We start from the raw sequence: 13,400 nt of genomic DNA on the forward strand, positions 1-13,400 counted from the left end.
ATGCCGACTTATGGCCCGTCCCCTTATCCTTCCTCTGATTCAGTGTCTCGATGTCACTCTCACAGGAGGAAAGGCCATCGGGCTCGCAAAGCTCATCGCGGCCGGCTTCTCTGTCCCCCAAGGGTTCTGCGTCACGACAGAAGCGTACATCCAGTGCTTGCAGACCTTAGGGTTTGTCGAGAATGAGGAGTGGCAGAGGGCCCGTGGATTATCTGGAGACGAGCGGGCGTCGGCGCTAGGCGATTGCCGGACTCGCATCAGACAAGCAGAAATTTCCCAACTTGCCGTTCAATGGAGGATGACACTCCAAGCTCTCAGTCTACCGCCAAGCCAACGCTGGGCCGTCCGATCATCAGCCACGAATGAGGATGCCGCTCACACCAGCTTCGCCGGACTCTATCGCACTCACCTGGGCGTGATTCTGTCAGACATTGATGCTGCGGTGATGGACCTCTGGACTTCACTGTGGGAAGAACGGGTGGTGAGCTACGTAGCTCACACGAAGGACCAGACCGCTCCACGGATGGCGGTGGTGATCCAACCGATGATCGACGCTCAATCGGCGGGAGTGGCCTATTCAATACATCCCGTGACCGGGCGATCGAATCAGGTGACGATCAACGCCGTACCTGGTCTCGCAGCATCGCTGGTCGATGGCACAGTCAAGCCGGACCAGTATGTCGTGGAGGTCACTCATGACAAGCAGCCGATCTCGGTTCGCAAGCGCATCCTTGCGCATCACTCCCAACAACTGGTCGTTTCCAAGGAAGGGCTGCAAGTCGAACGGTTTGGCAACGCGATCCACATCCAATCATCGCTCACCGATGCACAGCTCGTTTCCCTCGCACAGACGACGAAACGGGTGGAACAGGTCTTCGGTCACCCCGTCGATCTCGAATGGGCCTTCAATGCCGAACAACTGTGGCTCCTACAGGCCAGGCCGATTACGAGGGTTCGCCCTTCTTCCAATCTCACGAACGACGACTGCGAGTGGTCGCGAACGAATTTCAAAGAGACCTTGCCCGAACTGCCGAGTCTGTTGAGTCTCTCATTTCTTGAACGGTTCATGGACCGCCATATCCTTTCTCATTATCGAGGACTTGGATGCCGTATCCCCGAGGGGCTTACGCCGGTCCGTGTCCTGCGAGGACGCCCTTATCTGAACGTGACCCTGTTCCATATCCTGATAGCCCAACTAGGCGGAGACCCATCGCTGAATGCCGAACAGATGGGCGGCGAACCGTTGCAAACCATCCCCAAGGTACAGCCGATCAACGGGGCGGCGCTTGCTCGTGCCTTGTGGGTGATGTGGGCGGAAATGCGGCGGGGTGAGCGGGCCGGTCCAGAATTGTTCCGGGAAATGAAGGATCTGGCTGCGACGTATCGCCGTGAGCGAATTCTGCACCTGTCGGTGGAAGATCTCGTGCGCGAGATCGACAAGTTCGGCCCCTGGTTAGAGGGCCGCGACGTCACGTTCGGCATTGTCGGTGGCGTCGGCCAATGCCTCGGGATTTTCAGCCGATTCCTGCCTCGGTGGGTCGGACCAGACTGGAGAGGCTTGTTGAACGCCGCTCTCCAAGGACAAGGAACCGTCATCAGTGCACAACAGATTATCCGCCTTGCCGGGCTGACGGATATCGCCCGAGACGAACCGGCTGCAGGCACATTTCTCACATCGGAGCCATGGGAACCTGCACGGTTTCGCGAGACTCTTGCCAATACGAAATTCCTACGGACCTTCGACAGGTACTTGGAGGATTATGGCCATCGCGCAGTCGGTGAATCAGACCTCATGTCCCCACGTCTCGCCGATACCCCTGACTCGATTCTGGCTATCGTGCGTACTCAACTCACCTCCGGCTCTCCTTCACAGAGGAGCATCCTCTTGCGTCAGGGCAACGCCAGGACCGCTGCGCTGGCTCGGATCAAAGAACGCATCGGGCTGCGCTACCATAGGTGGATCGTCTTTACGTGGTGTTACCGAAGGGTCTGTCGCTTCTTCGCGTTGCGTGAAGCCAATCGACACCACTTGATGTATTACTCGACCGCCCTCCGCAGTCTCTTGGTGCGCCTCGGAGACCTTCTGGTCGAGCAGGGTCGGCTCCACCAGGCTGACGACATCTTTTTTCTGACGACCGGCGACCGGGACGACCTGTTGGCAGGAGACACCCGAGACTGGAAGGCCGTGATCACGGCCCGGAGAGCCAAGCGAGATCACGATGCAGCACTCAAGGTACCGGACACGATCCGCGACTGGGAAACCTCGAGCAAACAGACCGTGATATCCGACAAATCTGAAAGGAACGGCGTCTTGTCGGGCACGCCGATCAGCGTCGGAACCGTGGCAGGTCCGGTGCGAGTGGTCCGTTCGCCGGCGGATTGGACCAGGGTGATGCCGGGAGAGATTCTGGTGGTCCCGGTTATCGACCCCGGATTGGCTCCTCTTTTCGGTCTTGCCGGAGGCTTGGTCGCGGAAATGGGCGGCACATTGTCTCATGGAGCCATCATCGCTCGCGAATACGGACTGCCGACCATCGCCAACGTGAAAGGAGCCATGGCACGGCTTGCTGATGGGCAGCGCATCACAATCGACGCCGCGTCAGGGACCATTTGTACCGAGTCGTCCCCCCAACAGGAAGGCAGATAGAGCTGATCGATCGGGGCCTTCTGCTTCCTTGACCTTTCTCAATCCATTGCGTACTCTCCAGAAAATTATCGCGCTATAACGCTACATATAGGAGTTTGTGCTTCGATACTTGTGAGAGGGGTCAAGCATGCCCGACACAGTTATTCTTGCCATAAGCTTCGTGGGAGGACTAGTCCTGGGCGGTCTGCTGACGGGTCCGTTGATTACCGGTCGCCTGCGGATTCAGGCTCAACGAGCCGAGGCAACCGTGGACGAACTGCGAAAGGAACTCGAACGGGAACGAGACACCCTCGTGTCGGTACGCCAAACCTGGGCCGTAGCTCAACAGGCCCGAGTGACGGCGGAAACTCGGATGGAAGATACAGCTCGACAACTTCTGGAACAGAAGTCCCTCATCGACCACACGCGCCAAGAACTCATCGGATCGTTCCAGGCTCTTTCCGGCGAGGCATTGAAGCAAAATAACGAAGCATTCTTGAAGCTCGCCGCCGTGTCGTTCGAAACCTTGCATGTCAAAGCGGACCGTGACTTGGTGCAACGACAGCAGGCGATCGATGCCTTGGTACGCCCGCTCCAGGAATCGTTGCAACGCTATGCCGAGCAAGTAGGTTTGCTGGAACAATCTCGTCAGTCGGCCTATGGTGGATTGGATCAACATCTACGATCGTTAGCGGAATCGCAACACCGACTGCAGCAGGAGACAGGCAATCTAGTGAAAGCGTTACGGGCTCCGACCGTGCGGGGCCAGTGGGGTGAGTTGACGTTGAAGCGAGTGGCTGAACTCGCTGGTATGGTGGACCATTGCGATTTTGTCGAACAGCCGTCTGTGAACGGCGACGATGGCCGTTTCCGCCCAGATATGGTCGTCCAGTTGCCCGGAGAGCGCCAAATTATCGTGGACGCGAAGACCGCACTCTCGGCCTACCTCGATGCCCATGAAGCCCAAAACGAGACCCAACAAGCGGAGGCATTGCGCCGCCATGCCGCTCAGGTCAAAAGTCGCATGGACGAACTGTCTCTGAAAGCGTACTGGACCCAGTTCGACCGTGCGCCGGAGTTTGTCGTGTTGTTTCTCCCGGGGGAGCAATTTCTCGGAGCGGCGCTGGATCAAAATCCCCGTCTGATTGAGGAGGGGTTTGCAAACGGGATCGTATTAGCGACCCCGGCGACGCTCATTGCGTTGCTTCGAGCGGTCGCTTACGGCTGGCGCCAAGAACGCATGACCGCCCATGCGGAGGAAGCAGGTCGGTTGGGCAAAGAACTGTATGAACGAATGGCGATACTGGCCGAACATATGAACGATGTCGGCCAGGCCCTCGGTAAGAGCGTGTCTGCGTACAACCGGGCCGTCGGTTCTCTTGAGACACGCATTCTGCCAGCAGCAAGGCGCTTCAAGGAATTGGGGGTGTCGTCGGATAGGGACATCCCGGTGCTGGGGCCGACGGAAGTGGTTCCCCGCAAGACCTTGCCGTTTGACGTTGAATGAAGGAGTGGAGATGACAGACGAACAAGCCATGGTCGAAGCATTTCATAAGAAGTTCGAAATTGTAGTGCGACCGGTCCCGACGGATTTGAATGAGGAGACGAAACAGCTTCGCGTTCGACTCATTCAGGAAGAGTTCGATGAGTTGAAGGAGGCGATGGCCGCCGGAAATCTCGCCGCGGTGGCGAAAGAAATGGCGGACCTCCTGTATGTGACCTATGGAACTGCGGTGTCCTACGGGATCGATATGGAACCGGTGTTTCAGGAAGTGCATCGGTCGAATCTGAGCAAAGTCGGTGGCTACAAGCGGGCCGATGGGAAATGGGTGAAGCCGCCGACGTACTCGCCGGCTGATATCGAATCGATTATGGAGGTACAGCGGGAGCAACTGGTGGCGGAGCGGCTACCTATGCATGGTACCCCGGTCGGTATGCCTCGGAGTTCATGAAAGATCCATACTGCCCAAGCTGCGGAACCCCCTTCGTCCGAGTCGTTTATGACGAAGGACCCTTGGAGCGACTCTTGAATCGCTTCAGGATATTTTCATTCCGGTGCCAACTCTGCACCACACGCTTCCGTACCTATCGGAATCAGCTTCCTGGCCGGACTTCAGCCGCGGATCGCCGGCAATACAAACGATTGCCGGTGTCGTTCCGCGCCAACCTTCTCGCAGAGCATGCCGTACGGAATGACCACCGTGTGACGGATATCTCCATGGGGGGGTGCACGCTCGAGACGACGACGACCTTGCCTCAGGGGACCTGTATCGGACTCGTCATCAAACCGGCTTCAGACGAAGAACCCATTAAGATTGGGTCGGCCATGGTCTGTTCTTCGCGACCGGAATCGATGGGCATCCGATTCCTCGAAATGGTGGCGGATGACAAGAACCGCCTCAGTCAGGTGATCCTCAGCTTGCTGGTAGGACAAAGCCTCCACTCGAATCTCCTCTCTTGAGGGTACCTCACCGCATCAGGTAGACCGCCGTGGCAGAGCGGCCAGAAGATTATCGATAAGCCGAACGGATCCTATCCGCACCGCGCCAAGTAGCACAACTCGCGACCGCACATCGGAAAGCGGTTCCAAGGTATACGGATCGCAGACTGACAGATAGTCGATCGTAAGGGTCGGTTCCGTCTTGACGACCTGAACCATCGCTGAATGTACTGCTTCCGCGTCGGTGACGCCGCTTCGAATCGCCTCAGCTCCTGCCTGTAGGCCCTTGTACAACGTGACGGCACGAATTCGGTCATCCGCTGAAAGATAGACATTGCGTGAACTCATCGCCAGTCCGTCTGCTTCACGCACGGTAGGACAGACTACAATCTCTACACCGAGGTTCAGATCCTTCACCAGTTGCAGGACCAGTACCGATTGTTGAAAATCTTTCTGCCCAAATAGCGCGATCCGAGGGCGGATTATTCCGAAGAGCTTTGTCACGACGGTTGCAACGCCGGAAAAGTGATGAGGACGCACCTCCCCTTCCCACCGGCATGCAATCGTCGGAAGCGTCACGATGGTTTGAAATCCTTTCGGATACATCGCCTCTACGGTCGGCTCAAAACAGATATCTACGCCTTCTTTTCGGCATAGGGCTCGATCCTGAGAGATAGGGCGGGGGTACTTGGCCAGATCTTCCTGAGGACCGAACTGTGTGGGGTTCACGAAAATGCTGACGACCAGTGCATCGCATCGCAACCGCGCCGCCCGTATCAGCGCCCGATGACCCTCATGGAGGGCTCCCATTGTCGGAACGAATCCAATCTTCACGCCTTCGCGAACAAGTCCCTCGCTCCAAGCTGCCATTGCTGTAAGGGAGCGAATGATCTTCATGAGCCAGGTTGTGAACCGCAGCCTGGGCGTGAACCGTATCTCGTCGAAGGCTGGGGGAAGAGGAGACGTACTTGGGACTGGTCCTTAACGTCCGTCAATAACTGCGCGACCGACTGTTTGAGCGTCGGATGCACCCACAGCGGATCGAGCTCATTCATCGGCATGAGGACAAATCGTCGCTGATAGAGACGAGGATGCGGAACGGTCAACCCTGGTTCTTTGATCACACGCTCGCCATAAAAGAGGATGTCCAGGTCGATCGTGCGAGGACCTGACCGGTTGTCATCATCCCGACCAAGAGAGCGTTCGACTTCTTGTAGGATCGTTAAGAGACTGCGTGGCGTGATATTCGTTTCAAGCTGCACCACCCCGTTGAGGAACCAGTCTTCACCTGGATTGGTTCCGTCGTGAACCGGCTCCGTTTCATACAGCAGTGAGACCCCTTTGAGCCTGGAATGTGGCAGGAGACTCAGCAGCGTGACTGCCCGATCGCAAAAATCGATTCGATCGTCGACATTCGACCCGAACCCGATGAAGACGGTCTCAGGCATATGCTCTCGTGATGCGTTATTCGTGAATCGTTAAACGAGACGGAACTTTCACGATGCGATTAACGGTGAACGTTTAACGAATAGCGATTCTAGAATCCTGTCTGCTTCATCCGTTCAACCGCTTCCGCCAACCGTTCTTTGGAGGTGCAGAGCGTCATACGGATGTAGCCTTCTCCAGGCGCGCCGAATCCATTGCCGGGTGTGGTCACGATACCGGCCTTTTCTAAAAGATGCGCCGTAAACGACGTCGACGTATAGCCCTTCGGTACCGTCACCCACACGTAGAACGCGGCTGGAGGAGGATCGACTTCTAAGCCCAGTTTCTTGAGACCAGGGATCAGGGTATCTCGACGATCCTGGTAAGTCTTTCTCAAACTGTCTGTCACCGAGTCGTCCATGGCTAGGGCCGTAATCCCGGCCTCCTGAACCGCCTCAAAACAGCCGGAGTCCAGATTGCTTTTCACCTTGCCGAGGCCGGCCAAGATTTCCTTGTGACCGACTACAAAGCCGATGCGCCAACCGGTCATATTGTAGGTCTTGGAGAGAGAGTGGAACTCAACCCCGACGTCCGTTGCACCGTCGACTTCCATGAAACTCGCCGGGCGGCGCCCGTCATAATACACTTCTGAATAGGCGGCATCGTGACACACGATCACCTGATTCTCCTGCGCAAATTCCACCACGCGCTTAAAATAGTCCTTCGACATGATCACCGAGGTGGGATTGTTTGGAGAATTGAGCCACATCAGCTTGGCCTTCTTGGCCACCTCTTTCGGGATCGCGCTGAGGTCAGGCAAGAAACCGTTGGCCTTCGTCAGCGGCATGATGTGGGACAGGCCTCCGCAAAAGCTCGTGCCGACGGGATACACGGGATAGCCGGGGCTCGGAACTAAGACGACGTCGCCGGGATTAACAAAGGCCAGATGAATATGCCCAATGCCCTCTTTTGAACCGATCAGCGTGAGAACCTCGTTTGCCGGATCAAGCGTCACGTTGAATCGGCGTTTGTACCAACCAGCCACGGCTTTTCTGAAGGACAACATGCCTTCATAGGACGGATATTGGTGATGCTTCGGGTCCTTGGCAGCCTTTGCCAAACTGTCGATGATCGGCATCGGTGTCGGCAGATCGGGATCGCCGATGCCGAGATTGATGATATCGACCCCACGTGCGATGGCCTCTTGCTTCATTTTGTCGATCGCGGCAAACAAATAGGGAGGTAGTGTCTTAATGCGTGTGGCAACTTCGATCGGGAAACCGGACATTCCTTTGGCTCCTTTCGAGATAAGTTCACATGTCGGAAAGCTACAAGGTTAGAAAGCGCAGAGAGAGACTTTCCAGCTTTTCCGCTTTCACAATGGAAGCGATAGGGTACTTCAGCACAGAGTCGGCAATCAACGTGCAGAGGTAAGAAGATGGCCGATCAAGCGGTCAGCCGTTTGATGGAGCTGCGGAAGCTGTGACAGAGCGGCTCGTTTGACCTGCTGTGCCGTAAGACGAGCCTTCATCAAATCCGGTGCACATTCATAACATAGCGAGTCGATCCCATTTTCCTCCATTTCCAGATGAAAGAGAAGGCCATAGGCACGATCGCCATAGCGAAACGCTTGCACCGGCGCAATGTCAGAACCCGCCAATGACACGCAGTCCTTCGGCAGGTCAAAGACCTCCCCATGCCATTCAAAGACGGGGAAGAACTCAGGGCCGGCCCCAAACACAGGGTCCTGTTTCCCTGCATCAGTGAGGCGAACAGGGGTCATGCCGATTTCCAATGCCTTGCCTGATCGTACCGTGGCGCCGAGCGCCTTCGCCATGAATTGACTCCCCAAACAAACCCCGATCATCGGCGTACCGGCGAGCAATGCAGATCTGATGAAGGCTGTCTCCTCGGCAATCCACTTGTCGGAATCATTCACTGACATTGGTCCGCCCATCACGATCAGAAGATCACCGGTACCCCTGGGCAACCCATCTCGTGGAACGAGATGGTGCTTCAATGCCATTCCCCGCTTGGAAAGAGACGCTGCAAAGGCTCCGGGACCTTCAAAGGGAACATGCTGAAGACAGGTCGAGCGCATCGTCATATCCCTTGGCCATCAATAGGACAAACTGTCACGCTCATGCACTAGTAACTCTGCTTCGCCATTGAGATGGCAAAAGACATCGCGGTGTAGAGCAGGCTTGTGACACAGGATGCCTGTAAAATTCAAGGCTCGATCTGTCAGACAACGTCGGCGTGACTCACATTCTGACAGCTTCGTTCCGATGATGCCACCAGGCTGCTGGTGCGTCCTGCAAGACATGCGGTCGCCGATCCGTTCTGCAGGTTTGCGTGCCCTCTGACGATGACGGGGGGCCACTCGATGCCGGGCTGTCATACACTCTTCTGCAGACCTTGTTACAGAACCTGCTGACAGTGTCCGACAGATACAGCCCTGGTTCCTATCAAGGAGCGCGTAAACCGGGTGCGCTGGGCTGCACCACGCAGGGTCGGAGGGTAAGATTCTCAAATGACGCAACGATCGGTCGCCCGGTAAGATTTTAGATGACTTGATACGTAGTTTTTACATTTCGGTTTTCCCTTGCTATACTCCTCCGCTGGAAAATGTCCCTGATTGTGAGACTCAGAAGGAGTAACACAATTATAGCTCTCTCACTGTGTATCCAATTTTCCCATCTCCTGGATCAATTTTGATACAGACCACGAGATGTTGCCATAGTAACACGATTGAAGAGTCAAGATCTGAAGTTGGCACTTCGTTTGCTTCGAACTATGGTTGTGGAACTCAATGACATTCATCAACCGTGTCCCTTTTTTAAAGGACTTGCACTATGAAAGCGCTCGAGAAGGATGACGAGTACATTCTGAATCACTGCACGCGCTATCTGGCACGGACCAATACTGACGAACGCCACAACTTTGGACAATATCCGACCGGTGACCCACGTGGGCGCGTCTGCGAAGCCTGGCGCTTTCCGATCGTCGACACGTTTTTTGACGGGCAAGATCCAGAATCCAGCTACCGCTTCAATAAAGTCACGTTTGTCTACCGCAGCTTGAACGAAGAGACGCCGAGTCACGTTGCAGTCGTGGGCACCTTTACCGCTTTATACGACCCGGTGCCATTGAGTCCTGTTACATTGCAGGACGAAGAGACGGGCTACTATGCGGTATCGGTGCAGGTTCCCAAAGGAGAGGTACACACGTACCAGTATCTGGTGGATGGTCAATTAGCTCTGGACTCGATAAATCCGCAGCGTATCGAGTTGGACAATGGGAAAATCTGGTCCTCCTTTTTCACACAGTTCTGCAGTCAGCCCATCCGTCTCGATCGGCACGAATACGAATTACTGATCCGCTTGACCGACCATGTTCTGCCTTTTCGTACCCGCGACGCGCAGAACTTTCTCAATCGGTTTTACAACATGCTCGACCGCCAGACGAAAGAGACCCAATACAGCTTGGCCTACCAGCTGGATGAATCGGTCGGCGTGGCCAATTTCCTCGACAAGCTGCTCGCCAAGGAAGAAAACCATCATCTAATCGACTACAGAATCTGTCTCGGTCAGATCGATCGGATACTCCGACAACGTTATCCACAAGCCGAACCCGCCGCTCTCTCGAAGGAGGCTTATATCGAGATCTACGCGGACCTGGCATCAGGGCGGGTAAACGGGTGGGACTATGAATCTTATGGGAATCCGCAATATTTTTTGCAGCTTCTGAGGCGGCACACCTACACCGGAGCCTTCTCTCATCCGAAGTATGGCGGCAATGTCGGCGCGGCGGGTTGGGCATACCTTGAAGAGACGTACCGGGACGCTCAGAACGACAGCGCCTTCGACTGGAGGCGGGCCATGGAGCGTCCTCTGGGCCGCAATCCCGATTATCACGGTTAAATACAAAGGAGCAAGGCGATGAGGGATGCATTCGATGTCGTCATCATCGGCAGCGGAGCGGGCGGCGCACCGATCGCGCATACCCTCGTACAAGAGGGAAAGAGCGTCGTGATCCTGGAGAAGGGGCCTCTTTGCCGGCCGCAGTATCAACGGAACGACGGCTTGAGCGATTTCAAGCGTGACGAGATGCTCGCGACCGGCACGGAAAAGCGCATCAATATTGCGGGAGTTGCGAATGCAGGTGTGTCGTATTATAGCAGTCATATCGAGCCGGACCTGAACGATGAACCACACATCTACAACCATAGCGACGGCCGGGATCGGGCGACAATCGAAGGCTATACGGCGCAGGTGGTAGGCGGCGGCACTCAACTCTACGGGGGCGTTTCCCTGCGATTTACCGAGCTTGATCTTACCCTCAAATCGTTCAATGAGGATCGGACCGACCTACGTGACGACTCGACCGGGGACATCAAGCGCGAAGCGCGTGATTGGCCCATCACCTATGACGAACTGGAGCCGTATTACGGCCAGGCGGAGCGGCTCGTCGGCATCAATGGAACGATCGACAAGCAGAAAAAGCGCTTCAGTTCGAATAACTACCAAAAGCCGCTCGACACGAATCCGATCAGCCAGCATGTCGCCGACGGGATGGATGCGCTTGGGATGCCCCGGTACCGTACGCCGTTGGCGGTCATCACCGAGGATCATGAACCCAGTGGGCGGAAGGTGCCTCAGGATCGGCAACAGGCGAGGACGGCTTATGTCAACCGGTACGGTGATGCGCTAGGGTTGAAGTCGAGCACCTGGGTCGCCTTGTTGGCGCCGCTCGAGGGACGACCGGACTTCGAACTCCGGCCGAATTGTGTGGTCACGCATTTAGAATGCCAGGGCGCCAAAGTCGCACGTGTGCAGTACCTCGATCCCGGCGGCCAACGCCGGCAGGTGCAAGGAAAGGTCGTCGTAGTGGCATGCTCGGCGATCGAGAGCATCCGCCTGCTGAAACTGTCGGCCCTCCTTGATCAGGAATTCGATCGGCGCATACACCAGAACGATTTGCTGGGCTGCTATTTCCTGACGCATTGTTTCGGCGGAGCCTCGGCATACGTCTCCGCTCCACTTCGATATGACAAATCGCTCACGCTGGACAGCGACTGGGCTACCGATCAATGCGCGACTCCCGACTTTTTGCGAGAGACGGGACTGTGGGCGGGCGGTGCGGTGTACAACAATACCTCCGATCGGGCCTTGCCCCTCTCGTTGGCGCGCACCCACGGCAGCCAGGACTTGGATACCTTCTGGAAGGCTTTCATCGAAGACCTGAGCATGACCGGCCAGGCCCTTGTGGATTTTCTCGATGGGACTTTCGGCCGGGGACTGTCGGTTAGTTTTATGGCGAATCAGGTTCCACTGAAGACAAATCGCATTGAGCTGCATCCTACGGCCACGGATAAATGGGGGCGACCGGTGGCCTACATCCTGAAGCGATGGCACAGTCATGACGCTGCGCTGATGGACGTATTGGCGAGTCAGTGCGCGGAAGTCCTTCGGAAAGGACGGGTTATCAATGGGCTGGGCGAAGGCGGTGTGTATAAGGCGGAAAATGCACTGGCTCGCTGCGCAAACCACATTCTGGGTGGAGCGCGGTTCGGGAACGATCAGAAAGATTCGGTGCTGGACCGGACATGCCGCGCTTGGGCCTTCGACAACCTGTATGTAACCGACGGCGCCTTCATGCCGACATCCGGAGGCGCGAATCCGACGCTCACGATTCAGGCGAACTCGTTTCGAGTGGCTGATCTCCTCAAGCAGGTGGTGTAACGATGGATCCTAGGTTCAATGATATCTTTACCAGTCCTGAAAACAGCATCTTCAAAGTGGTCTTCTTCCCGGACCGAATCTATCACGCGCCGTACCTGAATGCGACACGCAGCTCGCGCTATAGGTACAACGTGACAGAAGTGCGAGGCTATCTCGACCTCATCGCGCTGAAGGCTCAGGTGTATCTGGACGGCAGCTTTTTCTGCAACGTGCTTCGCCTCGAATACCGAGCCAGCCGTCTGGTGGAGCAGGCGCGGCTCAAGAACCGATTCCTTCGCGAGGAGATCCTCGCATGGGTCAAGCTGCACCCAAATGAGAAGGATGACGGTCCCGAGAGTATGGTGAAGCTCCACTATGACGACTGGATCAACGGCTACCAGGTCGAAATTTGGGATACTCTGGAGGCGCCAGCCAACGGCTACCACGACTTTTCCGTGCTGGACATGATGGGACGTGATCGTCCGATCACTCGGATCAAGGTCTTCAACCCTGTCTTAGCCGATCTTGCGGCGCTTCGACGCATAGAGCTGGCTTTTCGTGAGAATGACCGGGACCTTCCGTCCGGGCGTGTGATTGCCGATCCCGGCTGGGACAATGATTTTTTGCGCTCACATCAAGAGCCGCGAAGCGATGGACCGAGCGCCCCGGAAAACACCGTCCTAGACCAGAATTACCTGCTGGATTTCCAACGCGGCTGGTTTCGTCAGGCGAGCGACATCAAACCGGTCCGCTATCGCAACGCGATGATGGAGGGCGATAAGAATCCAGACGCCAAGAACGACAACATCATTGAGATGCGTTGGCTGTTTCAACGGGAGTTCGGCAGCTCAATGGTGTTTTTTCACGAGGTCACCGTACCGCCCGGGAAGGTGGAGGGCAACCACCAGCACATTGGATCCGAGGAACTGTACTTCATTACACAGGGGGAAGGTATCGCCTACTTGCGAGTTGGTGATGATCCCATCGCCGACGATCGGTTCCCGACAGAGAGCCGAGAAGTATTCGGGCTCGGCCAGCGTGACTTCAAGGCGATTCCCGTGAGGCCTGGCAGCATGATTTTTACCAAGAGCGGCGGCATGCACGGGATCCGCAATCCCAATCTTGATCCGGCAAGCGCACCGCTCAAGTTCGTGGCGTTCCTCTATCACAGCAGCTAATTCACAGC

General features: G+C 56.1%; 11 protein-coding genes. 7 read left to right on the forward strand and 4 right to left on the reverse strand.

Features of this window, described 5'->3' with window-relative positions; genetic code table 11:
* The first annotated feature begins 10 nt into the window (after positions 1 to 10).
* The 4 genes from P0119_04475 (at position 11) to P0119_04490 (ending at position 5,087) form a co-directional block, all read left to right on the forward strand.
* On the forward strand, positions 11 to 2,647 hold the full coding sequence (locus P0119_04475; GenBank protein ID MDF0665315.1) for a PEP/pyruvate-binding domain-containing protein: 2,637 nt from the start codon (positions 11 to 13) through the stop codon (positions 2,645 to 2,647).
* Between the two features lie 127 nt (positions 2,648 to 2,774).
* Positions 2,775 to 4,133 (forward strand): DNA recombination protein RmuC, encoded by a 1,359-nt coding sequence (gene rmuC, locus P0119_04480; GenBank protein MDF0665316.1) that lies wholly within the window; start codon positions 2,775 to 2,777, stop codon positions 4,131 to 4,133.
* Positions 4,134 to 4,143: 10 nt separating this feature from the next.
* The gene (locus tag P0119_04485) at positions 4,144 to 4,578 is read left to right on the forward strand and encodes a MazG nucleotide pyrophosphohydrolase domain-containing protein (protein MDF0665317.1); all 435 of its coding nucleotides are present in this window, start codon (positions 4,144 to 4,146) and stop codon (positions 4,576 to 4,578) included.
* Positions 4,575 to 5,087, forward strand: a complete 513-nt coding sequence (locus P0119_04490) for a PilZ domain-containing protein (GenBank protein ID MDF0665318.1) — start codon at positions 4,575 to 4,577, stop codon at positions 5,085 to 5,087. The genes P0119_04485 and P0119_04490 overlap by 4 nt, the downstream gene beginning before the upstream one ends.
* Before the next feature lie 15 nt (positions 5,088 to 5,102).
* Here the strand turns inward: P0119_04490 and panC are convergent, their stop codons facing one another.
* The 4 genes from panC to P0119_04510 all read right to left on the reverse strand — a co-directional run bounded on the left by panC (position 5,103) and on the right by P0119_04510 (position 8,592).
* Positions 5,103 to 5,963 carry a pantoate--beta-alanine ligase gene (gene panC / locus P0119_04495; GenBank protein ID MDF0665319.1) on the reverse strand — a complete coding sequence of 287 codons (861 nt, stop codon included), beginning with the start codon at positions 5,961 to 5,963 and terminating at the stop codon, positions 5,103 to 5,105.
* Positions 5,960 to 6,514, reverse strand: a complete 555-nt coding sequence (folK, locus tag P0119_04500; GenBank protein MDF0665320.1) for a 2-amino-4-hydroxy-6-hydroxymethyldihydropteridine diphosphokinase — start codon at positions 6,512 to 6,514, stop codon at positions 5,960 to 5,962. Before folK ends, panC begins: the two co-directional genes overlap by 4 nt.
* Before the next feature lie 89 nt (positions 6,515 to 6,603).
* A complete protein-coding gene (locus P0119_04505; protein MDF0665321.1) occupies positions 6,604 to 7,779 on the reverse strand; it encodes an LL-diaminopimelate aminotransferase in 1,176 nt (391 codons plus the stop codon).
* A gap of 129 nt (positions 7,780 to 7,908) precedes the next feature.
* On the reverse strand, positions 7,909 to 8,592 hold the full coding sequence (locus tag P0119_04510) for a type 1 glutamine amidotransferase (protein ID MDF0665322.1): 684 nt from the start codon (positions 8,590 to 8,592) through the stop codon (positions 7,909 to 7,911).
* Between the two features lie 754 nt (positions 8,593 to 9,346).
* Here P0119_04510 and P0119_04515 point away from each other — a divergent pair.
* The 3 genes from P0119_04515 to P0119_04525 are packed head-to-tail and all read left to right on the forward strand — an operon-like array spanning position 9,347 to position 13,392.
* A complete protein-coding gene (locus P0119_04515) occupies positions 9,347 to 10,414 on the forward strand; it encodes a gluconate 2-dehydrogenase subunit 3 family protein (protein MDF0665323.1) in 1,068 nt (355 codons plus the stop codon).
* Between the two features lie 18 nt (positions 10,415 to 10,432).
* Positions 10,433 to 12,235: a GMC family oxidoreductase gene (locus tag P0119_04520; GenBank protein MDF0665324.1), complete on the forward strand. Its 1,803-nt coding sequence runs from the start codon at positions 10,433 to 10,435 to the stop codon at positions 12,233 to 12,235.
* 2 nt (positions 12,236 to 12,237) lie between these two features.
* Positions 12,238 to 13,392: a hypothetical protein gene (locus P0119_04525; protein MDF0665325.1), complete on the forward strand. Its 1,155-nt coding sequence runs from the start codon at positions 12,238 to 12,240 to the stop codon at positions 13,390 to 13,392.
* Positions 13,393 to 13,400: the final 8 nt, after the last annotated feature.

Origin of the sequence: Nitrospira sp., assembly GCA_029194665.1 — a bacterium.
GTDB lineage: Bacteria > Nitrospirota > Nitrospiria > Nitrospirales > Nitrospiraceae > Nitrospira_D.